Source organism: Novosphingopyxis baekryungensis DSM 16222 (assembly GCF_000420305.1).
Classification (GTDB): Bacteria; Pseudomonadota; Alphaproteobacteria; order Sphingomonadales; family Sphingomonadaceae; genus Novosphingopyxis; species Novosphingopyxis baekryungensis.
Window position 1 is genome coordinate 249,039 of sequence record NZ_ATUR01000002.1, and the last position, 23,585, is coordinate 272,623.

25 protein-coding genes are annotated in these 23,585 nt (G+C 63.7%); 11 read left to right on the forward strand and 14 right to left on the reverse strand.

The genetic code is table 11. The features are described from left to right. Positions 1 to 14 precede the first annotated feature (14 nt). On the reverse strand, positions 15 to 2,111 hold the full coding sequence (locus G410_RS0101295) for a RelA/SpoT family protein (RefSeq protein ID WP_022671851.1): 2,097 nt from the start codon (positions 2,109 to 2,111) through the stop codon (positions 15 to 17). 91 nt (positions 2,112 to 2,202) lie between these two features. Continuing rightward, positions 2,203 to 2,544: a CC_3452 family protein gene (locus G410_RS0101300; protein WP_022671852.1), complete on the reverse strand. Its 342-nt coding sequence runs from the start codon at positions 2,542 to 2,544 to the stop codon at positions 2,203 to 2,205. A 150-nt stretch (positions 2,545 to 2,694) separates the two neighbouring features. Between G410_RS0101300 and G410_RS0101305 the strand changes: the two genes are divergently transcribed. Continuing rightward, a complete protein-coding gene (locus tag G410_RS0101305) occupies positions 2,695 to 3,204 on the forward strand; it encodes a winged helix-turn-helix transcriptional regulator (RefSeq protein ID WP_022671853.1) in 510 nt (169 codons plus the stop codon). Positions 3,205 to 3,229: 25 nt separating this feature from the next. On the opposite strand, the gene G410_RS0101310 is transcribed toward G410_RS0101305, so the two are convergent. Beyond that, positions 3,230 to 3,610 (reverse strand): hypothetical protein, encoded by a 381-nt coding sequence (locus G410_RS0101310; RefSeq protein WP_022671854.1) that lies wholly within the window; start codon positions 3,608 to 3,610, stop codon positions 3,230 to 3,232. Positions 3,611 to 3,728: 118 nt separating this feature from the next. Here G410_RS0101310 and G410_RS15155 point away from each other — a divergent pair, with 118 nt between their 5' ends. After that, positions 3,729 to 4,874 carry a sensor histidine kinase gene (locus G410_RS15155; RefSeq protein ID WP_084488920.1) on the forward strand — a complete coding sequence of 382 codons (1,146 nt, stop codon included), beginning with the start codon at positions 3,729 to 3,731 and terminating at the stop codon, positions 4,872 to 4,874. After that, positions 4,871 to 5,668, forward strand: coding sequence for a LytR/AlgR family response regulator transcription factor (locus G410_RS0101320; RefSeq protein WP_022671856.1), 798 nt, complete (start codon positions 4,871 to 4,873; stop codon positions 5,666 to 5,668). The genes G410_RS15155 and G410_RS0101320 overlap by 4 nt, the downstream gene beginning before the upstream one ends. 29 nt (positions 5,669 to 5,697) lie before the next feature. On the opposite strand, the gene tadA is transcribed toward G410_RS0101320, so the two are convergent. From tadA to G410_RS0101335, 3 genes are read right to left on the reverse strand one after another with little or no spacing between them, the layout of a single operon-like run. Next, the gene (tadA, locus tag G410_RS0101325) at positions 5,698 to 6,126 is read right to left on the reverse strand and encodes a tRNA adenosine(34) deaminase TadA (RefSeq protein ID WP_022671857.1); all 429 of its coding nucleotides are present in this window, start codon (positions 6,124 to 6,126) and stop codon (positions 5,698 to 5,700) included. A gap of 31 nt (positions 6,127 to 6,157) precedes the next feature. Beyond that, positions 6,158 to 6,325, reverse strand: a complete 168-nt coding sequence (locus tag G410_RS17230; RefSeq protein WP_022671858.1) for a YqaE/Pmp3 family membrane protein — start codon at positions 6,323 to 6,325, stop codon at positions 6,158 to 6,160. Next, positions 6,325 to 6,585, reverse strand: coding sequence for a hypothetical protein (locus G410_RS0101335; RefSeq protein WP_051137187.1), 261 nt, complete (start codon positions 6,583 to 6,585; stop codon positions 6,325 to 6,327). Before G410_RS0101335 ends, G410_RS17230 begins: the two co-directional genes overlap by 1 nt. Before the next feature lie 205 nt (positions 6,586 to 6,790). Between G410_RS0101335 and G410_RS0101340 the strand changes: the two genes are divergently transcribed. Both G410_RS0101340 and rpmB read left to right on the forward strand, forming a co-directional pair. Continuing rightward, complete coding sequence (locus G410_RS0101340) at positions 6,791 to 7,471, forward strand: CDP-alcohol phosphatidyltransferase family protein (RefSeq protein ID WP_022671860.1); 681 nt, start codon at positions 6,791 to 6,793, stop codon at positions 7,469 to 7,471. Between the two features lie 118 nt (positions 7,472 to 7,589). Continuing rightward, complete coding sequence (gene rpmB, locus G410_RS0101345; RefSeq protein WP_022671861.1) at positions 7,590 to 7,880, forward strand: 50S ribosomal protein L28; 291 nt, start codon at positions 7,590 to 7,592, stop codon at positions 7,878 to 7,880. A 329-nt stretch (positions 7,881 to 8,209) separates the two neighbouring features. On the opposite strand, the gene G410_RS15160 is transcribed toward rpmB, so the two are convergent. Continuing rightward, a complete protein-coding gene (locus G410_RS15160) occupies positions 8,210 to 9,259 on the reverse strand; it encodes an esterase-like activity of phytase family protein (RefSeq protein WP_022671862.1) in 1,050 nt (349 codons plus the stop codon). 449 nt (positions 9,260 to 9,708) lie between these two features. Between G410_RS15160 and G410_RS0101355 the strand changes: the two genes are divergently transcribed. Next, positions 9,709 to 12,696 (forward strand): L-glutamate gamma-semialdehyde dehydrogenase, encoded by a 2,988-nt coding sequence (locus tag G410_RS0101355; RefSeq protein ID WP_022671863.1) that lies wholly within the window; start codon positions 9,709 to 9,711, stop codon positions 12,694 to 12,696. Beyond that, positions 12,693 to 13,328 carry a glutathione S-transferase family protein gene (locus G410_RS18105; protein WP_022671864.1) on the forward strand — a complete coding sequence of 212 codons (636 nt, stop codon included), beginning with the start codon at positions 12,693 to 12,695 and terminating at the stop codon, positions 13,326 to 13,328. The genes G410_RS0101355 and G410_RS18105 overlap by 4 nt, the downstream gene beginning before the upstream one ends. A gap of 52 nt (positions 13,329 to 13,380) precedes the next feature. Here the strand turns inward: G410_RS18105 and G410_RS0101365 are convergent, their stop codons facing one another. The 6 genes from G410_RS0101365 to G410_RS0101390 form a co-directional block, all read right to left on the reverse strand. Then, positions 13,381 to 14,301, reverse strand: coding sequence for a D-2-hydroxyacid dehydrogenase (locus G410_RS0101365; RefSeq protein WP_022671865.1), 921 nt, complete (start codon positions 14,299 to 14,301; stop codon positions 13,381 to 13,383). An 82-nt stretch (positions 14,302 to 14,383) separates the two neighbouring features. After that, positions 14,384 to 15,835 (reverse strand): cysteine--tRNA ligase, encoded by a 1,452-nt coding sequence (cysS, locus tag G410_RS0101370; RefSeq protein ID WP_022671867.1) that lies wholly within the window; start codon positions 15,833 to 15,835, stop codon positions 14,384 to 14,386. Between the two features lie 10 nt (positions 15,836 to 15,845). Then, a complete protein-coding gene (locus tag G410_RS0101375) occupies positions 15,846 to 16,523 on the reverse strand; it encodes a nitroreductase (RefSeq protein WP_022671868.1) in 678 nt (225 codons plus the stop codon). Positions 16,524 to 16,527: 4 nt separating this feature from the next. Next, positions 16,528 to 18,345: a cobaltochelatase subunit CobT gene (gene cobT, locus G410_RS0101380; RefSeq protein WP_028970920.1), complete on the reverse strand. Its 1,818-nt coding sequence runs from the start codon at positions 18,343 to 18,345 to the stop codon at positions 16,528 to 16,530. A 13-nt stretch (positions 18,346 to 18,358) separates the two neighbouring features. Beyond that, the gene (gene cobS / locus G410_RS0101385) at positions 18,359 to 19,351 is read right to left on the reverse strand and encodes a cobaltochelatase subunit CobS (protein WP_022671870.1); all 993 of its coding nucleotides are present in this window, start codon (positions 19,349 to 19,351) and stop codon (positions 18,359 to 18,361) included. A gap of 94 nt (positions 19,352 to 19,445) precedes the next feature. After that, positions 19,446 to 20,138, reverse strand: coding sequence for a winged helix-turn-helix transcriptional regulator (locus G410_RS0101390; RefSeq protein ID WP_028970921.1), 693 nt, complete (start codon positions 20,136 to 20,138; stop codon positions 19,446 to 19,448). 143 nt (positions 20,139 to 20,281) lie between these two features. On the opposite strand from G410_RS0101390, the gene G410_RS0101395 reads away from it, so the two are divergent. Further along, entirely contained in the window at positions 20,282 to 20,938 is a 657-nt protein-coding gene (locus G410_RS0101395) for a glutathione S-transferase family protein (protein WP_022671872.1), read from the forward strand. A 20-nt stretch (positions 20,939 to 20,958) separates the two neighbouring features. On the opposite strand, the gene G410_RS0101400 is transcribed toward G410_RS0101395, so the two are convergent. Further along, a complete protein-coding gene (locus G410_RS0101400; protein WP_028970923.1) occupies positions 20,959 to 21,549 on the reverse strand; it encodes a J domain-containing protein in 591 nt (196 codons plus the stop codon). Positions 21,550 to 21,604: 55 nt separating this feature from the next. On the opposite strand from G410_RS0101400, the gene G410_RS0101405 reads away from it, so the two are divergent. The 3 genes from G410_RS0101405 to G410_RS0101415 all read left to right on the forward strand — a co-directional run bounded on the left by G410_RS0101405 (position 21,605) and on the right by G410_RS0101415 (position 23,571). Next, on the forward strand, positions 21,605 to 21,889 hold the full coding sequence (locus G410_RS0101405; protein WP_022671874.1) for a BolA family protein: 285 nt from the start codon (positions 21,605 to 21,607) through the stop codon (positions 21,887 to 21,889). Between the two features lie 63 nt (positions 21,890 to 21,952). Next, positions 21,953 to 22,660: a glutathione S-transferase gene (locus G410_RS0101410; protein ID WP_022671875.1), complete on the forward strand. Its 708-nt coding sequence runs from the start codon at positions 21,953 to 21,955 to the stop codon at positions 22,658 to 22,660. Next, positions 22,657 to 23,571 (forward strand): pirin family protein, encoded by a 915-nt coding sequence (locus G410_RS0101415; RefSeq protein ID WP_022671876.1) that lies wholly within the window; start codon positions 22,657 to 22,659, stop codon positions 23,569 to 23,571. The genes G410_RS0101410 and G410_RS0101415 overlap by 4 nt, the downstream gene beginning before the upstream one ends. Positions 23,572 to 23,585 lie beyond the last annotated feature (14 nt).

The following is a 23,585-nucleotide window of genomic DNA, read 5'->3' on the forward strand; positions in this document are numbered from 1 at the left end:
GGCACTGCGCGCGATCAGTCTCCGTAGACGCGATCGGCCTGGGCGACAGCGTCGGATGCGCGGGTGGCCGAGACGATCCGCATCAAATGCTGCAGATCATGCACCTCCAAGTCGATCTCGAACGTCTGGAATGGCCCGTCCCGGCCCACCAGGCGGATATTCAGGATATTGGCCTTGTGCAGCCCGAAGATGCCGGCGACTTCGGCCATGGAGCCGGGCCGGTGCTGCAGCGTGATCCGGAGGCGCGCCGCCGCGCCTTCGCTGTCCGGCCCCCAGCGCAGATCGATCCAGTCGGCATCGGTGCCATCGGCCAGCCGCGCGCAATCGATGGCATGCACCACCACGGTCTCGCCCTTGCGGCGCAGGCCGACGATCCGGTCTCCCGGCACCGGCAGGCAACAATCGGCCAGTTCATAGGCGACGCCCGGCGTCAGTCCGCGGATCGAGATGGCCCGGTCCTGCCCCGGATAATCGCGGTCCTTCCAGTCTGCGGAATGGCCGGGGATCAGCGCCTCGGTCACGTCGCGATCGGACAGGCGGCGCATGCCGATGGCGTGCATGAGATCGTCCTCGCTGCCGATATCGAGGCGTTCCACGGCGGCCGCCAGCGCCTTTTTACCGATCTTGGTCGGCAGCCGATCTACAATCTCCTCATACATCATCTGACCGAGCTGGATCAGCTCGCTGCGTTCCTGATGGCGCACATAGCGGCGGATGGCGGCGCGGGCCTTGCCGGTGGTGACATAGCTCAGCCAGCTTGGCTGCGGCGCCTGATTGGCCGATTTCAGGATCTCCACCATGTCGCCATTGTCGATCGGCGTGCGCAGCGGGACATGGCGGCCATTGATCTTGGCGCCGACGGTGCGGTCCCCCAGATCGGTGTGGACGGCATAGGCAAAATCGATCGGCGTGGCGCCTTTGGGCAGCTGGTGCAGCGCGCCCTTGGGCGTGAACGCGAAAATGCGGTCCTGGTACATCGCCATGCGGGTATGCTCGAGCAGCTCCTCGGCATCCTGGCTCGTCTCCAGAATTTCCACCAGATCGCGGATCCAGCTGGCCTGTCCATCCGGCCGTTCGGACTGCTTGTAGCCCCAATGCGCCGCCAGACCGACTTCGCTGTCCCGGTGCATGTCCTTGCTGCGGATCTGCACTTCGACCCGCCGGTTGCGATCGAACATCAGCGTGGTGTGGATGGATTTATAGCCATTGCGCTTGGGGGTGGAGATATAATCCTTGAAGCGACCGGGCACCATCTTCCAGCGGCCATGCATCACGCCCAGCGCCTTGTAGCAATCCGCCACATTCGGCGTGACGATGCGAAAGGCGATGATGTCGGTCAGCTGCTCGAAGCTGACATGGCGCTCCTGCATCTTCTTCCAGATCGAATAGGGATGTTTCTCGCGGCCCTCCACCTCGGCCTCGATGCCCTTTTCCTCCAGCGCGAAAGCGATGGCATTGGCCACCGCGATCAGCTGGTCCCCGCCTTCTTCGCGGATTGCGGCCAGCCGGCCGGTGATGGTCTTGTAGGCGTCGGGTTCCAGCTGTTCGAAGGCGAGCAGCTGCATCTCGCGCATATATTCATACATGCCCACGCGCTCGGCCAGAGGGGCGTAGATATCCATGGTCTCGCGCGCGATGCGGCGGCGTTTGTCTTCCGAACGGATATAGTGGAGCGTGCGCATATTGTGCAGCCGGTCGGCCAGCTTGACCAGCAGCACGCGCAGATCGTCCGATATGGCGAGCAGGAACTTGCGCAGATTTTCCGCCGCCCGCTCGTCCTCGGTCTGCGCTTCGATCTTCGATAATTTGGTCACGCCATCGACCAGGCGGGCGACATCCTCGCCGAACTTCGCGCCGATTTCCTCCACCGTCGTCAGCGTGTCTTCCACCGTGTCGTGGAGCAGCGCGGTGATGATGGTGTCTTCGTCCAGTTTCAGATCGGTCATCAGACCGGCCACCTCGATCGGGTGGCTGAAATAAGGGTCGCCGCTGGCACGTTTCTGGCTGCCATGTTTGGCAACCGAAAAGACATAGGCGCGGTTCAGCCGGTCTTCGTCGACCGACGGGTGATAAGCGCGCACGCGCTCGACGAGTTCATATTGGCGCAACATCACCTACCTAGATGCGCGCGCGTCGCCGCGATGCAACAAAAAAGCGCGCGGGAGGCGGCCCCCCACGCGCTCCTTTATTCATGACCGTCGATCAGGCGCGCTTGTTGCACTTTGCCAGATCGTCCGCATCCAGCGCGTCGCCCTGCGCGGTGAACACGGTGACCGCGCCGAATTCGCGAACGAAGCTGGCGCAGACGATGGATGCGCGGCTGTTGGTCTTGGTGCCGACGCAGGACGTGCCATCGCAGCTGAACAGGGCGCCGCGCAGGATTTCCTGACGCGTTTCGACCGGCGTCGCCAGCTCGGCCGTGTAGAAGGGGCCTTGCGCTGCGGCATGAGCCTGCGGCGCTGCGATCAGGAGGAGCGAGGAGAGGCTTGCGGCGCCGAGAAGGATGGCGGCCCGACCGGTAAGCTTGGAGAGGATGTTTTGCACAGGATGGTCCTTTGCTTTGGGAGAGGATGCACCTTTTTAGGTTGCGAATCAGTACCTACCTAACTTAGTTGCAATGAGCAACCTTAATCGAGTTTTGTTTGCATTCACGCCCGGCCCCCCGTCTACTGACGGTCCATCAATGGAGCGAATATGGGAAAATTGCGCGAACCTCTTCGTGATATCGCGGAATGTGGACTGCCTGCTGCGCTGGAGGCGGTCGGTGAACGCTGGTCGTTCATGATCCTGCGCGCCTCGTTCAATGGGCTGCATCACTTCGAGGAATTTCTCACCGAGCTGGGCATTGCCCGCAACATCCTGTCCGGCAGGCTGGTCAAGCTGGTGGAGGTGGGCATCCTGCAGCGCACGCCGAGTCCGGACGACCGGCGCAAGGTCATCTATCAGCTGACCGACAAGGGGCTGGACCTGTTGCCGGCCATGATCGCCCTGCGCCAATGGGGCGAGCGCTGGGAAACCGGCGTGCCGTCCAACCCGGTGCTGTGCGACGAGCGCGACCGGCGACCGATCAATCCGATCAGTATCCGGGCGCATGACGACCGGGAGATCGACCATCACGGCCTGTGCTGGATCGACGAGGGCGAACTTAATGCGGATCGCGACCAGGATAACGAGCAGCCTGTGAAGAATCTCGGCGCTATGTGATTGAGCGGGCAGGACATTCCAACGATTAAAAGGGCGTTTTTACTCGAAACATCAGCCGGTTGCTCTGGATCCCTGGAGCAATCTCAATCGCCTCTGCCTCGACGGCCCCGCGCGCGCCGCCTGGCAATCCGAATTCCGCCTTGCCATCCTCTTCAAAGCGAAGATCTAGTGTCTGGTTAACTCGATATTTCGCCTGGTCTGCACGTACGATGATGATATCCTCGTCTTCAGGCGGGGGGCTGCTGTGAAGGTTCGTAAGATCGAAGCTCTCCATTTGCGCCAATTCCGACCGCTCCGCTGGCGGCGCCGCCGGTATATTCGCTGAAGCTGTTTGCAGCAGGAGCACCAGCGGCAAGATCACGCGGCGCGCCGTCCGCAGACATCGCCCAGCGACCGGCGCAAACATGATGGCGGCAATGGCTCCATGCGTAATCTCTCCGCCAGTCAGTGATATATAACAGCTTGGAGAACGGCCGCGCTAAATAATTTGGGGCCGCCACGGCTTGGCGCTATGGATTGCCGGGATGGCGATTGTCGAACTGTCTATCGAACCGTTCTTTTCGAACAAGAACAGGGCATTCTGGAACTTGCACAGCGCGGGCTGGGCCGGGGCGCTGATCTTTCGCGCGGGTACGGCGATTGCCAATCAGGTGTCGCTCGACAAGCTGGTGCCGCTGCTGATCTCCACCATCACCGGCTATTCGATCTCGCTGATCCTGTCGGTGGTCTATCGCATCGTGTTCGATCGGCGGCCGCTGGTCATCTGGAGCGGCGTGCTGGCCAGCCTGACGGTGGCCATCATGGTCTATGCCTTCATGGATGCCTGGGTCTTTCAGCTCACGGCGGTGACGGAACGCGGCTTTACCAGCATCCTTGCCGGATCGCTGCTGTTGCCCGGCATGACGCTCTCGGCATGGTCGGCCTTGTACTTTGCCATCAACTTCTATGTCCGCGCCGAAGAGCAGGCCGATCAGCTGTTTCGGCTGGAGGCGCAGGCCACCAGCGCTCAGCTGACCATGCTGCGCTACCAGCTCAACCCGCATTTCCTGTTCAACACGCTGAATTCGATTTCCACGCTGGTGCTTCTGAAGCAGACGGAGCCGGCCAATGCCATGCTGTCCCGCCTTTCTTCTTTCCTGCGCTTCACGCTGGTCAACGAGGCCTCCGCGCGCGTGACGGTGGCCAAGGAAATCGAAACGCTGAAACTGTATCTGGATATCGAGAAGATGCGGTTCGAGGAGCGGCTGCGTCCGGACTTCGATATCGAAGATGCCGCCTGCGATGCGCTGATCCCCTCGCTGCTGTTGCAGCCGCTTGTCGAGAACGCGATCAAATACGCCGTGACGCCCAAGGAGGAAGGGGCGGACATCCATGTGCGGGCACAGCGCATCGGGGACCATGTACGCATATCCGTGATCGATACCGGCCCTGGCCTGCAGATGGCCAAGCCGGACAAGGCGATGACATCCACCGGCGTCGGCATGGCGAACACGCGCGAGCGCCTGATGCAGGCCTATGGAACCAACCATCGTTTCGACATTTCCTCTCCGCCGGGCGGCGGATTTGAGGTGATCGTCGAGATACCCTATGAACTTCCTGTCGCGCCGGGGAGCGAGACTGGATTGACTGCCGGGGGCACACCCGAAAGCAGAGGAATGATAAACGCATGACCATCCGCACCATCGTCGTCGACGACGAGAAGCTGGCCGTACAGGGTCTCGAACTGCGGCTCGAAAAGATCGAGGATGTGGAGGTCGTGGCGACCTGCAACAATGGCCGCGAGGCTATTCGCAAGATCAAGACGCTGAAGCCCGATTTGGTGTTTCTGGACATCCAGATGCCGGGCTTCGACGGTTTTTCCGTGGTGCAGGGCGTCATGGATATCGATCCGCCCATGTTCGTGTTCGTGACGGCCTATTCGGACCATGCCGTGCGCGCTTTCGAGGCCAACGCCATCGATTATCTGATGAAGCCGGTGGAGGAAGACCGGCTGGCCGATACGATGGTGCGCATTCGCGATCGCATGAGCCAGCGCAAGCAGTCCGAGGAGGTTGAGCGGCTGCGCGAGGTGATCAACGAGGTCGCGCCGGAGGCGGCCGACAATATCGCCAATGACGAGGAGCTGCAGGCCGGGCGCTATGAGCAGCTCATCAATGTCAAAGACCGGGGACAGATCTTCCGCGTGGATGTCGACACGATCGAGCGGATCGATGCGGCGGGCGACTATATGTGCATCTATACCGCGGACAATTCCCTGATCCTGCGCGAGACCATGAAGGACCTGGAAAAGCGCCTGGACCCCCGCGTTTTCCAGCGGGTCCACCGGTCCACGATCGTCAATCTCAATCAGGTGCGGCAGGTGAAGCCGCATACCAATGGCGAATGTTTTCTGGTGCTGGGATCAGGCGCGCAGGTAAAGGTCAGCCGCAGCTATCGCGAAGTGGTGGCCCGGTTCGTCCACTGATCCGGTTGTTTCCAACGAAAGTCCGATCGTCATCGCCGTGACTGGAAGAACTGCCTGAGCAGGTCTGCGGCTTCCTCTTCGCCGATGCCGCCATAGACCTCCGGCTGGTGGTGTACGGTCGGCTGATCGAACAGCCTTGGCCCGTGCGCGACCGCGCCGCCCTTGGGGTCGGGCGCACCATAATAGAGGCGCCGGATGCGGGCATGGGCAATGGCGCCGGCGCACATCGCACAAGGCTCCAGCGTGACATACAGATCGCAACCCGTCAGCCGATCGTCGCCCGATAGCGCGGCGGCCTGCCGCAGGGCTAGGATTTCGGCATGGGCTGTTGGGTCGTGATCGCGGCGGGGGGCATTGGCACCGCGCCCGATGATGCGATCTCCACGCACGACAAGTGCGCCGACCGGAACTTCGTCCCGGTCGCGCGCTTCACAGGCGAGCACCAATGCCTCGCGCATCCAGTGGCTCGCCCTTTTCAGTGGCATCGGTCTATTCGGTCAGGACCACATAGACGGCATAGATCTGGCCAGGCAGATACAACAGGATCGTCAAGATCAGGTCGATCCAGAAGGGCTTGGAAACACCCTTGTGCACCAGCACCGCAATAGGCGGCAGCAGGATCGCCAGTATGATCAGCAGGATTTTTGCTACGGTCATCAGTTGGCTGGTTCGACGTCTACGGTGGGCACCTCAACGGTCTCTTCCGTCGTATTCACGTCCACGTCCGGCACATCCACCGTCTGCGTTTCGGTGCCGACATTCACATCGGGGGTGTCGACATCATATTCGGGAAGCTCGCCTGCGTCGGCATCGACATCCATGGTCGGCGCTTCGCCATCTTCGGTCTTGTCCACGCTGCAGGCGGCCATGGTAAGGCCAAGGGACAGGGCGGACGCCACGGTCAAGATCTTGCGCATGATGATATTCTCCATTCGTTTCGGGTTCGATCTAATCCTTCAACGGGCGCATCGGGTGCCGGTTCCTTCGCCGATGTCCTTGTCCGCTCTGCGCTATCCGATCTGGGGCGGAGAAACCGGCCCCCTGGGCCCGCTCTCAAGCTGCTGCCCGGTCGCTAAATGCATCACCAGTTGCTCATTGGACAGAGGGGCGCGATAAGCGGCAATGGTCAAAACAACATCAACCGATACCGCGCCGATCACCCGTATCCAGCAAAATGTCCTCGCGCGAAGTGAGCGGCGGCTGCTCAACTGGATCTGCCCCCGGCTGCCCATGTGGGTGACACCGGATGTCCTGACATCGATCGGCCTGGTGGGCGCGGTGATGATCTTCGCCGGTTATGCCGCCAGTCTGGACGGGCCGGAATGGCTGCTGCTCGCCATTGCCGGCTACGGCGTGCAGTGGTTCGGCGATTCGCTGGACGGCAGCATTGCGCGCTGGCGCAAGATCGAGCGACCGCGATTCGGGTATTTTATCGATCATAGCTGCGACGGCATCACCACGCTGCTGATCCTCGCAGGCATCGGGGCCAGCCCCTATGTCCGGCTGGACATCGCCTTCACGGCCATGATCGGTTACCTGCTATTGTCCATCCATGCCTATCTCTCGGTGCATGTCATGGGCGAGATGAAGCTTTCCTATCTGGCGGCCGGGCCAACCGAGCTGCGCTTCGTGCTGATTGCCATGACCATCCTCATGATGTTGCTTGGCCCGGGGGAAAACTGGCAGGGTCTGCTGTCCGGCTTCGACATGTTCGTGGGCGCTGTCGGCGCGCTGTTCATCATCCTGTTCCTCATTCAGACGGCCCGGGTGGGACGGCAGCTGGCCCATCAGGCCAATCCCTAGAATCCGCCCCGATGGGCCTTTTCATAGCGGCCATGATCATGCAGCGCCGTTGACGCGTCGCTCTACCAGCGCTAAGGCCCATCGCTTTCCACCCATAGATGATAATCGGGAACGAACGATGTCGCGCATTTGCGAATTGACTGGCAAGGGCCGCATGGTCGGCAACAATGTCAGCCACGCCAACAACAAGACCAAGCGGGTATTCCTGCCCAACCTGCATGACGTGACGCTGCTGTCCGATGCGCTGGACCGGGGCATCAAGTTCCGCGTGTCCACCGCCGGCCTGCGCTCCGTCGAGCATAATGGCGGGCTGGACAACTGGCTGATGAAGACGTCCGACAGCAAGCTGAGCGACAATGCGCGCAAGGTGAAGAAGGACATCGCGAAGAAGCTTTCCGCCGCCGCCTGATCGGGCGCGCCAACCGCTTTTTCCATCGCGACCTGTCGAAACCCCCGTTGCCTGCTGGCGCCGGGGGTTTTGTCGTGTCCGCCGTCTGGGTGGCCAGCGCGCAACGAACTGACGCAACGTTGCCCGCGCAACGAACTGGCGCAAAGTTGACAAAGTGAACACGGATCGATTGCCGGCGCGCGACCGAATATTTCCTACAGGATCAAAGAGCGCTAACGCCCGATAGGGTCAGCAAATTTCCTACATTGCAAGCCTGCACGGCGGCGCTGGCTGGCGCCGTTATCCGCCGCTCTCGCCATCCCCAAAACACGCAGCACCGGCGGCGTGCGTCAGTCTGACAGGCTCTCGAACCCCGGCGCGCCGCCGCGATCGGCACGGAGGCCGGGCAGCGCGAACTTCATCAGCAGCGTGCGCTGGAAGGCGTTGAAATTGTCATCGGAGATGATCCAGACGATATCGCGCCCATCCTCCTGCGTCACCGCCAGCCCTTCCATATTGTCCACGGCCAGGGGCGATTCGAGCCGCGCGAGTTCGGTCGCCTGCCAGACCTTGCCGGGGCGGATGTCCGCCGGATCGGCGATACCGATGGAGGCGCTGAGCCCGCTGGGAAAGGCGAGGCGGCGGTGCAGGATGACCACGCGGCCATCGGGCAACACGTCCGCGTCCGTGGCCTTGAAGCCGTCAGGCGGACGATAGCCGAAGCGAATCGGGCGCATGCCCGGTTCCGGTGCGCGCGGATAGAGCAGCGCATCATAGCTGCCGTCCGGGCCCTTGCCGCCTTCGCTCAATATCAGGAACCGGCCATCGTTCAGCCGGGCAAGCGATTCGGCACCGCTGTTCGTGGGCCAGGCTTTCATCGCCTTGGGCCGCAGGGTCAGTTCCTCCTTGGTGAAATCGGCCGAATATCGCCGCAAGGATGGGTGATTTTCGAAACTGACCCAGAATTTGCCGGTTCGCGGATCGCGCAGCGCGGCTTCCGAATCGCGCTCTTCGAATTCCGGCTCTTCCTCCTGATTGCCGCGCCAGGGCAAAGGGCGGATGAACGGGTCCACGATGCGCGCGTCCCGGCCAAGCCCGAAGCCGATCACGGTGCCCGCATCCCCGATGGCGATGAAATGCTTGTCCGGCAAAGCGATCAGGCCACTGATGCCGCCAAAGCGGTCATTCTCGCTGGTCAGCGCCCATGCGCCCAGAAAGCGCAATTGGCCTAGCTCGGTGCGTGCGGGGCTGCGCGGATCGAGCGGAAGGGCTTCGGCGGCGATCGCCTGATCGTTGTTCGGGCGATGTTGCCGTTCGCCACCGGTGGCAAAGGTGCTGAGCAGGATCAGCAGCGCGATGGCCAGCAGGGTCCAGCGGCGTTTGAATGTCAATCTGTTCATGTTCAAGGCCCTCAACATGAACCAATGATAAAAGCGCCATTCAGCGCCCGCTCAACGCCGCCCGTCCATACCAAGCTCATCGACGGGGCAAAGCAACTTCGCGTTTCGAAGCCAGCCTGCCTTGTCGCTTTCTCTATGCCGTTCGCCGCGTTTCGGCGGATGGCTGGAGGGGGAAACCCCCGCGTTGCGTAACCGGGGGTGGGGGTCGGCACGTCGAGACGTCGGCCCCCATTTCCCCGCCCGGCTGCACGCCGTTCGACTTCCCGCTTCGCCAATCTGTTGTTCCGCTTCTGCCGGATGCCGGGCGATGGCCTTGGCAAAAAGCTGATATAGGTTGGCCAAGTCTCTGCTTTCCTTGCACGACCCCCCGCCATCATGCGATTGGGAGCCTATCGGACGTTCGAACCATTCTATCGGCATTCCTTACACGTCCAGGACTATGGAGTTTCATGATCACGAGTGACGACCTGCGCGGCGAGCTGCGCGACCTTCATCGCAAAGCCGAGCCTGAAGTGCTCGCTCCCCTCGTCATGCAGGCCAAGACAGGGCCGGACGAACGGGCGCTGATCCTATCCAAGGCGCAGCGTCTGCTGGTCGATCTGCGGGCGGGCCAGTCCAAGGGCTGGGTCAATCAGTTCCTGCAGGAATATCGCCTCGGCACGGAAGAAGGCACGGCGCTGCTGTCGCTGGCCGAAGCGTTTTTGCGCGTGCCCGATGCCTATACGTCGGATCGCCTGATATCGGACAAGATGGGCGGCGCGGATTGGGGCGCACATGCCGGTGCGTCCGCCAACAAGATGGTCAACAGCGCCACCTGGGGTTTGGTGCTCGGCAAGGCCGTGGTCGGCGCATCGCCGGAGGCCAATGTGCTGCGCCGACTGGTGGCGCGCAGCGGGGAGCCGTTCGTCCGCCGCGCCGTCAGTCAGGCGATGAAGCTGATGGGCGAAGTGTTCGTCATGGGCCGCAATATCGAAGAAGCCATCGGGCGCATGAACAAGCGCGAGAATCGCGGCTTCGTCGCCAGCTTCGACATGTTGGGCGAGGCGGCGCGCACGATGGACGATGCCTATCGCTATTTCGAATCCTATCGCCACGCCGCCGATGTGGCGGGCGCTGCGGGCAATGGACACAGCATCTCGGTCAAGCTCTCCGCGCTGCATCCACGCTATGAGCCTGCACGCGCGGGCATCTGCATCCCGATCATTTCCGAGATGGTGCTCGATCTGGCGCTGCGGTGCCGCGAATCCGGCGTGGCGCTGACCGTCGATGCCGAGGAATCCGAGCGGCTGATGATCAGCCTGGACATCATTCGCGATGTCGCGCGCCATCCCTCGCTGGAAGGTTGGGACGGCTTCGGCATGGCGATTCAGGCCTATTCCAAGCGCGGCCTCGCGGTCGTGAAATGGGCCGATGCGCTCGGCGCGGAAACGGGCAGCAAGATCAACACGCGGCTGGTCAAAGGCGCCTATTGGGACACCGAGATCAAGCATACGCAGGAAATGGGCCTCAGCGATTTCCCGCTGTTCACCCGCAAGATCGCCACCGATGTCAGCTATCTGGCCTGCGCGCGCGAGATGATCCGCAGCCGCCATCTGGTGCCCGCTTTCGCCACTCATAATGCACTCACCATCGCCACGCTGCTGCACTGGACGTCCGAAGCCGGTCTGCCCAAGGACGGGTACGAATTCCAGCGCCTGCACGGCATGGGCGAGGGACTGTATGAGCGCATGGCGCGCGACGAGGGCTATCGCGTGCGCACCTATGCGCCGGTCGGCGGTCATGCCGATCTGCTGGCCTATCTCGTCCGGCGACTGCTGGAAAATGGCGCCAATACGAGCTTTGTGCATCAGTTCACCTCCAGCGACGTGAACGAGGATGAACTGCTGGCGGACCCGGTGGACAAGGTCGAGGCCGTGGGCGGCACGCGCCACCCCGGCATCGCGCTGCCGCAGGACCTGTTCATGCCCGAGCGCAAGAACAGCATCGGGCTGGATCTGGAGGACCGCGAAAATCTGCAAGGCTTGGCCGAGCGTTTGCGCAAGCCGGTCACCGTGGCGCTGCGCGGCGAGAAGGATGTCGATGAATGTATCGACACGTGCCACCGGGCGTTCCGCGACTGGTCGATGACCTCGATCGACAAGCGTGCCGCCTGTCTGGAAAAATTCGCCGATCTGATGGAGGAGCGCCGCGAAGAGCTGATGGCGGTGCTCGTCCAGGAGGCGAATAAAAACATTCCCGACGCGCTGGGCGATGTGCGCGAGGCAGTGGATTTCTGCCGCTATTATGCCGCGCAGGCGCGCGAAAAGCTGAAGCCGATCGAACTGCCGGGGCCGACGGGGGAGCAGAATATCCTGCGCATGGAGGGCCGGGGGGTATGGGCCTGCATTGCGCCGTGGAACTTCCCGCTGGCGATTTTCGTGGGGCAGGTGGCCGCCGCGCTGGTGACGGGCAACACGGTGGTGGCCAAGCCCGCCCCGCAGACGCCGCAGATCGCTGCGCTGGCCGTTCGCCTTGCCCGTGAGGCCGGTGTGCCGCGCGGCGCGCTGCAGCTGGCCGTCGGCGGCGCGGAGACCGGCGCGGCGCTGACCTATGACCGGCGCATCGCGGGCATCGCCTTCACCGGCAGCAACGCGACGTCCAAGGTCATCGCGCGCAGCCTTGTGGCCGAGGACGACCGCCCGCTGATCCCGCTGATCGCGGAAACCGGCGGCATCAACACCATGATCGTCGATTCCACCGCGCTGACCGAGCAGGTTGTGCGCGACGTGATCATTTCCGGTTTCCAATCCGCTGGCCAGCGCTGTTCGGCCATGCGGCTGCTGCTGATTCAGGAAGAGGTCTATGATCGCACGATCGAGATGCTGAAGGGCGCGATGGATGCGCTGGTGATCGGCGATCCGCATGAGCCCGATACCGATATCGGCCCGGTGATCGACGAGCCGAGCTATTACAAGCTCAACGCCTATCGCGAAGCGTGGCACAAGAATGTGATCCACAGCTGCGCGGTGCCGGGCAAGGACAAGGGGCTGTTCGTGCCGCCCACGCTGATCCATCTCGATTCGATGGACGATCTGGACAAGGAATGGTTCGGCCCGATCATCCATGTCGCCACCTGGAAGGGCGGCGAGCTGGACCGCACGGTCGATCGTGTGAACGCCAAGGGATACGGCCTGACCATGGGGATCCACAGCCGCATCCTGCGCGCCGCCGATCAGGTGGAAAAACGCGCCGAGGTCGGCAATCTCTACATCAACCGTTCGATGATCGGCGCCATCGTCGGTTCGCAACCCTTTGGCGGGGAAGGGCTTTCGGGCACCGGGCCAAAGGCTGGCGGGCCGCATTATCTCTATCGCTTCTGCGCCGAACGCACCACGAGCACGGACATGACCAGCGCGGGCGGCAACGCCACCCTGCTGAGCATGGGCGACGGCATTTGAGCGCGGCGGCATCGATCACGCTATGGGGGCGGGCCAATTCCATCAATGTCCAGAAGGTCATCTGGACGCTGGAGGAACTGGGCTGCACCTATGAACGGATCGATGCCGGCGGTGCCTTTGGCGGCACCGACACGGCCGATTTTCGCAGCATGAACCCCGGCGGGCTGGTGCCCGCCCTGCGCGATGGCGATTTCAGCCTGTTCGAATCGAACAGCATCTGCCGCTATCTGTGCGATGCCAAAGGCGGCGCGGCGTTGTTTCCCGCATCGCTGGAGGCGCGTTATGTCTGCGAAAGCTGGATGGACTGGCAGGCCAGCCTGTTCTGGCCCGCCATGCGCAGCGCGTTCATGCAGACCGTGCGCACGGCTGCGGCCGACCGGGACGAGCGTGCGATCGCAGCATCGGTTGCGCAGAGCGAGACGCTGCTGGCGGCGATGGAACGGCGGCTCAGCGACAACGCCTATCTGGGCGGCGCGGCATTCACGCTGGCGGATATTCCCGCCGCGCTGACGCTCAACCGCTGGTATCAGCTGGATATCGCCACCCGGCGGTTCGCGCAGGTGGAGGCCTATTTCGAACGGCTGCAGCAGCGCGCACCGTTCGCCAGCATCATCGCCGCGCCGCTGAGCTGACGATCGGCGCCGCGCGGGCGGCAGAGCCGGGTTGGCCCCCCTCCGTTACTCCTCAGTAGCCGCGGTCCAGATCGACCACATTCTGCATCGGCTCACCGGCCAGATATCGCTTCAGATTTTCCAGAAACAGGGCGCCGGCCCGCTGGAACATCTTCTGCGTCGATCGGCCCGACAGATGCATGCTGTGCAGCGTGTTCGGCGCGTCCCACAGCGGATGATCGGCGGGCAGCGGCTCCGGGTCGGTCACGTCGAGATAGGCCCCGGCCAGCCGCCCGCCCTTCAGCGCCGCGATCAGCGCGTCCTGATCCAAGATGTCGCCGCGCGCGATGTTGCACAGGAGCGCGCCCGTCTTCATCGCGTCGAATTCTTGCTGGCGGATCAGCTGCTCGGTTTCGCTGGTCGATGGCAGGGCGATCACCAGCCAGTCGAACTCTCCCAGCCGCGCGCGCCAGTCATCCTGACCGATCACGCCCTGATCCGGGCGCGGGCTTCGCGCAACGCCGGTCACCTCCACGCCAAAGGCGCGCAGCCGGTCGCCGATGGCCGCGCCGATCGCGCCATAACCCAGGATCAGCGCCTTGCTTTCATACAGCTCGCGATTGCCGGGGGGGCTGTCGGTCCACGCATGCCGGTCGGCCAGCCGCACCACCTCATCATAGCGCTTGGCCAGTGCGAGCATGCCGAGCACCGCATATTCGGCCACCGAAATCGTGTTGATGCCCACGCCATTGGTCAGCATCACGCCCTCCCGGATCAGTTTCTCGATCGGGAAATGATCGAGCCCGGCATAGATGGTGGAGAGCCATTTCAGATGCGCCGCGCCGTCCAGCGCGGCGCGCATCGCGGTTTTGTCGTTCATGTCCAGCCACCCGATTTCGGCGTCCTTCGCCCCGGCAACGGCCTCCTCGCGGCTGGCAAACCAGTGCACGTCCAGCCCGGCGGGCAGATGCGGTTCGATCAGCGGGCGGGCCATGGCGGGCAGGACGGCTTTGGTGATGGCGGTTTTCCTTTTTCGGCTATGCGCGGGGTCTGCGCTATGTTCGGCTACGCGAAGATTACAGGCTGAGTTTCCATTCCCACCCGAGCGGGTCGCCATCCATCAACTCGATGCCGGCATCGGTCAGTTCGTCGCGAATCCGGTCGGAGCGTTCGAAATCGCGTTCATCGCGCGCCGCCTGCCGCTCCATCATGCGCGCAAGGACCTCTTCCTCGGTCAGCTGCGCGTCTGCCGGGCGGATCCGCAGATCTTCACGGTCCAGATGCAGCAGATCGAGGCCCAGCACCTCGTCCATCTGCATCACCAGGCGATAGCGATCACCGTCGCACACGCGCTTCATGGCGATGACCTGTTCCACCGTGATCAGCGCCTTGGGCGTGTTCAGATCGTCCGACATGGCGGCCTCGAAGTCCGCTTTGGCCTGCAGGATCAGCGGATGCGATATATCGCGTTCATCCTCATGCTCCTTGAGCTTTTGTGCGCCGAGCACCAGCCGCTTCAGGCGGGTCAGCGCCGCCGCCAGATTGTCCCAGCTGAACTCCAGCTCGCTGCGATAATGCGCCTGCAGGCACATCAGCCGATAGGCGAGGGGGTGCACGCCTTTCTCGATCAGCAGCGGCAGACGCAGGAATTCTCCGCTCGATTTGCTCATCTTGCCGGTGCGGTCGATCAGGAAATTATTGTGCATCCAGATATTCGCGCCGCTGCCGCAGGCATGCCCCCCCGCCCCGCAAAACGCCTGATTCTGGGCGATCTCGTTGGGGTGGTGGATTTCGCGATGGTCGATGCCGCCGGTGTGGATATCGAAGGGCAGGCCGAGCAGCTTCTCGCTCATGACCGAGCATTCCAGATGCCAGCCCGGCGCGCCCTTGCCCCAGGGGCTGTCCCATTCCATCTGCCGTTTCTCGCCGGGCGGAGTCTTGCGCCAGATGGCGAAATCCTGCGGCTGGCGCTTGCCGTCCACGCTGTCGATCCGGCCTTCCAGATCATCGGTCTTGTGGCGGGCAAGGCTGCCATATTGATCGATGGAGGAGACATCAAAATAAAGCCCGCTGTCCAGCTCGTAACAATGCTGCGCAGCAATCGTCTCGGCAAATTCAATCATCTGCGGCACATAGTCCGTGGCGATCGACCAGTGCGCAGGCTCGCGGATATTCAGCGCGGCGATGTCCGCCCAATAGGCCTCAGTATAATGTTTCGCGATGTCCCAGATCGATTGCGTGCTGGCGGCGGCGGCCTTTTCCAGCTTGTCCTCACCGGCATCGGCATCGTCCGTCAGATGGCCGACATCGGTGATGTTGATCACATGGGTGAGGGCATAGCCCTTCAGGCTGAGCGTGCGGCCCAGCGTATCGGCAAACACATAGGCGCGCATATTGCCGATATGCGGGTAATTATACACTGTCGGCCCGCAGCTATAGACCTTGGCCTGGCCCTTGTGGACGGGATGGAAGACCTCGGTCTTGCGGGTCAGGCTGTTATAGAGCTTGAGCGGTGTGGTGTGCGGCATGGCGCCACCATTAGCCGCCAAATCCGCGCCATTCCACCGTCTCGTCCAGCGAGGCGCGCGAAACATCGAACCTGTTCACGGCATGCGCCGGATCGCGGTGGCCGATGGCCATGCCGCAAAAGAAGATATGCGCGTCGTCGATGCCGAGCAGTTCCTTCACATCCAGCCCCCATTGGGCCCAGATTTCCTGCGGGCAGCTGTCCAGCCCGGCCTCGCGCAGCAGCAGCATGATGGTCTGCAGCCACATGCCCATGTCGCTCCACTGCGGGGGCCCCATATATTTGCGCGTATAGGTAAACAGCTGCACCGGCGCGCCAAAACTGTCGAAATTGCGCATCATCTGGCCGATGCGCGCCGCCTTGTCCTCACGCGCGATCTCCAGCGCGCCGTACATGGATTCGCCCACGCCGACCCGCTCGCGCTCATGCCGGCCTTCCAGTCCCTCGGGATAGATATCATATTCGGTCTCGCCGCCCTTGGGCGCGGCGGCGACGCGGCGCTTCATCTCGGCGGTAAAATCGGCCAGCGGCTGGCCTGTGAGGACGATGGCGTTCCACGGCTGCGTATTGCCGCCCGACGGCGAGCGCCGCGCGGTTTCGAGCACCTGCTTCAGCACCGCGGGATCGACCGGCTTGTCGAGGAAATGGCGGATCGAGCGGCGGCTGGTGACGGCTTGCGTGACGTCCATCGGCTTATTCCTCCTCAAACAGCTCGGCCAGCTGCTCGATCATCGTGCCGCCCAGCTGCTCGGCATCCATGATGGTCACGGCGCGCTTGTAATAGCGGGTCACATCATGGCCGATGCCGATGGCGACGAGCTGCACAGGACTGCGCGTCTCGATCCAGTCGATCACCTTGCGCAGATGCTGTTCCAGATAGGCACCATGATTGACCGACAGTGTGCTGTCATCCACCGGCGCGCCGTCCGATATCACCATCATGATGCGGCGTTCCTCGGGCCGCGCGATCATGCGGCTGTGCGCCCAGAGCAGCGCCTCGCCGTCGATATTTTCCTTCAGCAGCCCTTCGCGCATCATCAGGCCGAGATTGCGCTTGGCCCGGCGCCACGGCTCGTCGGCTTTCTTGTAGATGATATGGCGCAGATCGTTGAGGCGGCCGGGCGAGGCCGGGCGATCGGCGTTGAGCCAATCCTCGCGCGACTGGCCGCCCTTCCAGGCGCGGGTGGTGAAGCCGAGAATCTCGGTCTTCACACCGCACCGTTCCAGCGTACGCGCCAGGATCTCGGCGCTGACGGCGGCGATGCCGATGGGTCGCCCGCGCATGGAGCCGGAATTGTCGATCAGCAGGGTGACGATGGTGTCGCGAAACTCGGTCTCGCGCTCGCTCTTGTAACTGAGCGAATGGCCGGGGCTCACGACCACGCGGGCCAGCCGCGCGGCATCCAGCAGGCCCTCTTCCTGATCGAAATCCCAGCTGCGGTTCTGCTGCGCCATCAGGCGGCGCTGCAGGCGATGGGCCAATTTGGTGACGGTGCCCTGCAGATTGGCGAGCTGCTGATCGAGGAACTGGCGCAGGCGGGTGAGCTCTTCCTCATCAACCAGATCGGCGGCCTCCACGATCTCGTCGAACCGGTCGGTCCAGACGTCATAGCCGAGATCGGGCGACTGGTCCCAGTTGGGGCGGTTGGGGCGGACGGGCTGCATGCCCTCATCGCCCATATCGCCTTCCATCATCTCGCCATCGTCGTTCATCTCGCCGTCGGTCTGCTCTTCGCTGTCCCCTTCGGCATTGTCGTCGGATTCGGCGCGCATTTCGGTCTGGCCGCTGTCGCCCTGCTGCTCGTCCTCGTCTTCCTGTTGGTCTTCGGACAGGTCGTCTTCGTCCTCGTCGCCGCCATCCTCGCCCTGATCGGGTTCGATGTCGCCCTGAGTCAGATCAAGATGTTCCAGCATGGACTGGGTGAGCGCGGCAAAAGCGCGCTGATCGTCCAGCGCCATGCCCAGCGAATCCAGATCGTCCCCGGCGCGCTCCTCGATCCAGTCCCGCACCATATCCAGCCCGGCCTGCGCCGCCTTGGGGGCAGGCTGCCCGGTCAGCCGCTCGCGCACGATCAATTGCAGCGCGGTCGACAGCGGCACATCGTCGCGCGATTTCGCGCGCGTGATGGCATCGGAGCGCAGCCGCTGCTCCAGCGCAGCGGCCAGATTGTTGCCGACGCCTTCCATGCCGCGCGATCCCAGCGCGTCGATACGGGCATTCTCCACCGCATCGAACGCTGCCGACGCCACCGCTTCGGGCGGGCGGGCGGCGGCGTGGGCGGAGGCATCGTGATGGCGCATGCGCAGCGCGAACTGATCGGCATAGCCGCGCGCCTCGGCAATCTGCTCGGGCGGCAGATCGCGCGCGGGCATGGGCAGCTTCATATGGCCGCGCGATGCAGATGGCGCATCGGCGGTCCACGCCACGTCCAGCTCGGCATCATGGGCCATGGCGCGTGCGCAGCCGGCCAGCGCGGACTTCAGATCGTCAAGGCGGGTACGGTCGGTGATAAGGCGCGCTCGCTTACTGGCCTGCCGCCACGCTTTCGGGCAGATCCTTGCCGAAGACGCGCTGATAATATTCGGCGACCAGCTGACGCTCGGCCTCATCGCATTTGTTGAGGAAGCTGAGGCGGAAGGCGAAGCCGACATCGTTGAAGATGGTGGTGTTCTGCGCCCAGCTGATCACGGTGCGCGGGCTCATCACGGTGGAGATATCGCCATTGACGAAGCCCTGCCGCGACAGGTCGGCGACCTTGATCATCTTCTGCACGGTGTCTTCCGGCGTATCGCTCACCTTGCTCAGCACCACCTTGGCTTCGGTCGCGGCGGGCAGATAGTTGAGCGTGATCACGATGTTCCAGCGGTCCATCTGGCCCTGGTTGATCTGCTGCGTGCCGTGATACAGCCCGCTGGTATCGCCCAGACCCACGGTGTTGGCGGTGGCGAACATGCGGAAATATTTGTTCGGGCGGATGACGCGGTTCTGATCCAGCAGGGTCAGCTTGCCCTCGGTCTCTAGCACGCGCTGGATCACGAACATCACGTCCGGGCGGCCGGCGTCATATTCGTCGAACACCAGCGCGGTGGGGGTCTGCAGCGCCCAGGGCAGCAAGCCTTCGCGAAATTCGGTGACCTGCTGGCCGTCCTTCAGCACAATGGCATCGCGCCCCACCAGATCGATGCGGCTGATATGCGCATCCAGATTGATGCGGATGCACGGCCAGTTGAGGCGCGCGGCCACCTGTTCGATATGGGTCGATTTGCCCGTGCCGTGATAGCCCTGCACCATCACGCGGCGGTTATAGGCAAAGCCCGCCAGGATCGCCGCGGTGGTATCCGGATCGAACACATAGCTCGGGTCCAGATCGGGCACGCGCTCGTCCGCCTCGCTGAAGGCGGGCACCTGCATGTCGAACGGAATGCCGAACAGCTCTTTCGCATCGACCATCTTGTCGGGCGCATCCATCACCGTATCGGCGCGGCTGTCGGGCTGGGAGTTTGGCAAGTCGGTCATGGAAATTCCTGGCGCGGGGGAGAGTCGAAAGAAGGAGGTAAAGGTTGAGGTTTCAGGTTGCAACGCATCAGGGCGCTGCAATGTCCGTCGCCGTTCAAAAGTCGCTGCTTGCTGCGCCGAAACAGTCGGCAAAACGCATGGCGAAATCGAGATCGCCCTCCACGCTGAGCTGGTCGGCAGCGGCCAGCATGGCCTCTTCGCCTTCCCCGAACAGCCATCCGGCCAGCACGTCCGGCGCGCCGGCGATGGAGACGCGCCACCGGTCCGGCGTGCCGCGCGCGAGGCGGATGTCCTCACCATCCTTGGTCCACGAAAAATCCTCGCCATCCAGCGTCAGGCGGATGGTGCCCTCCAGCGGCGCGGCCGCCGCGCCGTCGATCATGCTGCGCAGCGTCAGCAGCAGGGCGGTGGCGCTGAGCGGGCGGCGGTGATCATGGCCGGGCGAGCGTGCACCCCATTGGCCCATCGCGTCGAACAGCGGCAGCGCGGCGTGGCCCCAGCGTGTCAGTTCATAGACCGGCACGGAGGCGGGCGGCGGCAAGGTGGCGCGGCGCAGAACGCCCCCCGCCTCCAGCGACCCCAGCCGCTGGGTCAGCAGATTGGCGCTGATGCCGTTGATGCTGTTCTTGAGATCGCCGAAGCGGCGCGGCCCCAGCATCAGCTCGCGCATCACCGGCAGGGCCCAGCGCTGGCCGATGATATCCATCGCATGCGTGGCGGCGCAGCCTTCATCATAGCGGCGGCTGGCCGGTTTGCGGGGGGCGGTGGTTAGCTTTTCTGATGTCATGCTTAGCGGAATAGAACCGCTGCCATGCCGGCGGCAAGCCATCCGGTCCATCTTTCCGGCGTTGCACGTGCCGCGGCAGGGGCGCATGACGGGGGCGGCAGAGGAGCGGCCAATCGCTCCCGCCGTGACAGGAGAGATGCCCGATGATCCAGCTTTATGGCCACCGCTTCGCCGCCTTTGTATGGAAACCGCTGATTGCGCTGTACGAGCGATCCGTCCCGTTCGATTTTCGCATGGTCGATGCCGGCCATCCGGACAACAGCGCAGCGGTGATGGACATGGCCCCCGCCGGGCAGTTTCCGATCCTGGTCGATGGGGACCGCACCGTGCTCGAAAGCTCGTCCATCGTGGAATATCTGGATGCCGCGCAGGGGTCTGCCGGGCCGATGATCCCTGCCGATGCGCTGAAAGCCGTGGAAGCGCGGCAGATGGACGGGTTGTTCGACGATTATATTGCCGCGCCGATGCAGATCATCACCGGCGATGCCGCGCGGGACGCGGCGCAGCGCGATGCCCATGGCGTGGCGCAGGCACGGGCCAAGCTGGACAAGGCCTATCGGTGGTTCGACCAGTGGATGGCAGAGCGCGACTGGGCCGCCGCCGGGCGCTTCACCCTGGCCGATTGCGCCGCCGCGCCCGCGCTTTTCTATGCCGACTGGGCGCATCCGATAGCGGACGATTGCACCGCCTTGCGCGATTATCGCGCGCGCTTGCTGGCGCGGCCATCGGTGGCCCGCGTGGTGGATGAGGCGCGGCCCTTCCGGCATCTTTTTCCGCTCGGCGCGCCGGACCGGGACTGAGGCAGCGCAACAGCGGCGGCTCAGCTGAAGGCGGGGCTTTTCTTCAGCCGCTCATAGGCCTTGATCGCCGTCTGCAGCTTGTCCTCATGGCTGCGGTCCCCGCCATTGCGATCGGGGTGATAGCGGCGCACCAGCTCCGAATAGCGGCGGCGGATGGTCTTGCGGTCCGCGTCATGGGCAAGGCCCAGCGTCTTGAGCGCGCGCGCATCGGCATCGCTGAGCGGTGTGCCTTCCGGCGTGGCGCGCGACATGGTGCGGCGGAAGCGCGCGCCGATGGCGTCCAGCGGATCATCGAAATCCTGCCAGCGCGGCGGCGGCGATGCGCCCGCGCCCCAGGACCGCGTGCTGTAATAGCCGCCCATGGGGGACTGGGCGTGATAGATCTCGTCCGCGCCCATGCCGTCGAAAAAATCATAGCCCGCATTGAACGCGCGGACATGGTCCAGGCACAGCCAGCGCCACTGGCCCGGCCCATCGCCGCCATGGCCGCCGGGCGGCGGCGCGCGAAACTCGCCCGCCTCGTCGCAGGCCGGGTGGTCGCACAGGCGCTGGCCGTCGCCCACTCGTCCATGGAAGCGATCGCGGCGGGTACGATGGGAATTGGAAGACATGAGGTAGAGAAGCGCGGCCTTTGGGAATGCTGGGAAGCGGGCTATATAGGCAGGCATGACACAGGATTCAAAAGGGCCGGTACAGGCCGAGATCGAAACCCGCCTGAGCGCGGCCCTATCGCCCACCCATCTGGCCGTCAGCAATGACAGCGCGCAGCATCGCGGCCATGCCGGGGACGACGGATCGGGCGAAAGCCATTTTTCGGTGGTGGTGGAAAGCGCCGCATTCGAAGGCAAGACCCGCGTGGAACGGCAGCGCATGGTCAACCGCGCGCTGGGCGATCTGATGGACGAGAGGGTGCACGCCATGCAGATCAAGGCCCGCGCGCCGGGCGAATAGCCGGAACGCCCGCCGCGCCCGCCCATTCTCCTTGCATTCCCCAAGCAAAGGAGCGCGCAGCTTATGTCTTACGATCTGTGGTATTGGCCCAGCATTCAGGGGCGCGGCGAATTCGTCCGGCTCGCGCTGGAGGCTGCCGAGATTGCCTATACCGACCGTGCGCGGGAGGACGGTGCCGAGGCGCTGCTGGACGATATGGACGCGCGCACCGGCATCAAGCCCTATGCGCCGCCCTATCTGGTCGATGGCGATCTGTGCATTGCGCAGACCGCGCATATCCTCAGCTGGCTGGGCGCGAAACATGGCTTCTGCGGAGCGGACGAGCGCGAGACGCTGGGGCTGATCCAGCTGCAACTGGTCGTCACCGATATCGTGGCCGAGGCGCATGACACGCACCATCCCGTCGCGACCGGCGATTATTATGACGAGCAGAAGGATGAGGCAAAGCGCGCCGCCAAGGGCTTTCGCGATGAGCGCATGCCCAAATATTTCGATCATTTCGAAAGCGCGCTGAGCGCCAGCACCGGCCCCTTCGTCACCGGCGCATCGTGGAGCCATGTCGATACCTCGCTGTTCCAGCTTGTGCGCGGGCTGCAATATGCCTTTCCCAGGCGCATGGCCGCGCTGCTGCCCGATTATCCCAAACTTGCCGCCTGCGCCGACGCGGTCGAGGCGCTGCCCGGCATCCGCGCCTATCTCGACAGGGACCGGCGGATAGCCTTCAACGAAGACGGCATCTTCCGGCATTATCCGGAGCTTGATGAAGCATGAGCGACATGACCCTGCAGACGATCACACCGACCACCCATGATCTGGGTGACTTCAAGGTCAGGCGCACCTTGCCATCGCGGGCGCGCACCATGGTGGGGCCGTTCATTTTCGTCGATCAGTTCGGTCCCGCGCAATTCGATCTGGGCGGCGGGATGGACGTGCGGCCGCATCCGCATATCAACCTGTCGACCGTGACCTATCTGTTCGAAGGCGCGATCGATCATCGCGATTCGATCGGCACCTTTGCCACCATCCGCCCCGGCGCGGTGAACCTCATGACGGCGGGCAGCGGCATCGCGCATTCGGAGCGCTCGCCGGATGCCGAGCGGCAGCGCGCCGACGGCAGCGGAATGGGCCGCATTTCCGGCATGCAGACATGGCTCGCGCTGCCCGATGGAAAGGAAGAGCTGCCGCCCGCCTTCCAGCATGTCGGCGCGGACGATCTGCCGATGCTTCGCGATACCGGCGTGGAGGCGCGCATCATCATGGGATCGCTGTGGGGCCAGAGCGCGCCGACCACGCAGCATGCCGAGACGATCTACGCCGATATCCTGCTCGATGCCGGAGCCTGCGTACCGATCGAGGCGGCGGCAGACGAGCGCGCGGTGCTGGTGGCGCTGGGTGATGCCACGCTGGACGGCGATGCGCTGGAGCGGCACACGCTCTATGTGCTGGCGCCCGGTCAGGCCATGACGCTGAAGGCCGCCAGCGATGCGCGGGTCATGCTGCTGGGGGGCGAGGCGTTCACCACGCCGCGCCACGTCTGGTGGAATTTCGTCAGCAGCTCGCGCGATCGCATTCGGCAGGCCGGCGAGGATTGGAAATCGGGCGCATTCGATGCGGTGCCCGGCGACACCGAAGAACATATCCCGCTTCCGGATGGACAGCCCAAAACAGTCAGCTATCCTTGAGCCCAAATAGACCG

What these genes read in the sequence shown, in the direction of transcription:
- G410_RS0101295 (WP_022671851.1), bottom strand. Translation starts at nt 2,111, where the DNA reads ATGTTGCGCCAATATGAACTCGTCGAGCGCGTGCGCGCTTATCACCCG.
- G410_RS0101305 (WP_022671853.1), top strand. Translation starts at nt 2,695, where the DNA reads ATGGGAAAATTGCGCGAACCTCTTCGTGATATCGCGGAATGTGGACTG.
- G410_RS0101310 (WP_022671854.1), bottom strand. Translation starts at nt 3,610, where the DNA reads ATGTTTGCGCCGGTCGCTGGGCGATGTCTGCGGACGGCGCGCCGCGTG.
- G410_RS15155 (WP_084488920.1), top strand. Translation starts at nt 3,729, where the DNA reads ATGGCGATTGTCGAACTGTCTATCGAACCGTTCTTTTCGAACAAGAAC.
- G410_RS0101320 (WP_022671856.1), top strand. Translation starts at nt 4,871, where the DNA reads ATGACCATCCGCACCATCGTCGTCGACGACGAGAAGCTGGCCGTACAG.
- tadA (WP_022671857.1), bottom strand. Translation starts at nt 6,126, where the DNA reads ATGCGCGAGGCATTGGTGCTCGCCTGTGAAGCGCGCGACCGGGACGAA.
- G410_RS17230 (WP_022671858.1), bottom strand. Translation starts at nt 6,325, where the DNA reads ATGACCGTAGCAAAAATCCTGCTGATCATACTGGCGATCCTGCTGCCG.
- G410_RS0101335 (WP_051137187.1), bottom strand. Translation starts at nt 6,585, where the DNA reads ATGCGCAAGATCTTGACCGTGGCGTCCGCCCTGTCCCTTGGCCTTACC.
- G410_RS0101340 (WP_022671860.1), top strand. Translation starts at nt 6,791, where the DNA reads ATGGTCAAAACAACATCAACCGATACCGCGCCGATCACCCGTATCCAG.
- rpmB (WP_022671861.1), top strand. Translation starts at nt 7,590, where the DNA reads ATGTCGCGCATTTGCGAATTGACTGGCAAGGGCCGCATGGTCGGCAAC.
- G410_RS15160 (WP_022671862.1), bottom strand. Translation starts at nt 9,259, where the DNA reads ATGAACAGATTGACATTCAAACGCCGCTGGACCCTGCTGGCCATCGCG.
- G410_RS0101355 (WP_022671863.1), top strand. Translation starts at nt 9,709, where the DNA reads ATGATCACGAGTGACGACCTGCGCGGCGAGCTGCGCGACCTTCATCGC.
- G410_RS0101365 (WP_022671865.1), bottom strand. Translation starts at nt 14,301, where the DNA reads ATGGCCCGCCCGCTGATCGAACCGCATCTGCCCGCCGGGCTGGACGTG.
- cysS (WP_022671867.1), bottom strand. Translation starts at nt 15,835, where the DNA reads ATGCCGCACACCACACCGCTCAAGCTCTATAACAGCCTGACCCGCAAG.
- G410_RS0101375 (WP_022671868.1), bottom strand. Translation starts at nt 16,523, where the DNA reads ATGGACGTCACGCAAGCCGTCACCAGCCGCCGCTCGATCCGCCATTTC.
- cobS (WP_022671870.1), bottom strand. Translation starts at nt 19,351, where the DNA reads ATGACCGACTTGCCAAACTCCCAGCCCGACAGCCGCGCCGATACGGTG.
- G410_RS0101390 (WP_028970921.1), bottom strand. Translation starts at nt 20,138, where the DNA reads ATGACATCAGAAAAGCTAACCACCGCCCCCCGCAAACCGGCCAGCCGC.
- G410_RS0101395 (WP_022671872.1), top strand. Translation starts at nt 20,282, where the DNA reads ATGATCCAGCTTTATGGCCACCGCTTCGCCGCCTTTGTATGGAAACCG.
- G410_RS0101400 (WP_028970923.1), bottom strand. Translation starts at nt 21,549, where the DNA reads ATGTCTTCCAATTCCCATCGTACCCGCCGCGATCGCTTCCATGGACGA.
- G410_RS0101405 (WP_022671874.1), top strand. Translation starts at nt 21,605, where the DNA reads ATGACACAGGATTCAAAAGGGCCGGTACAGGCCGAGATCGAAACCCGC.
- G410_RS0101410 (WP_022671875.1), top strand. Translation starts at nt 21,953, where the DNA reads ATGTCTTACGATCTGTGGTATTGGCCCAGCATTCAGGGGCGCGGCGAA.
- G410_RS0101415 (WP_022671876.1), top strand. Translation starts at nt 22,657, where the DNA reads ATGAGCGACATGACCCTGCAGACGATCACACCGACCACCCATGATCTG.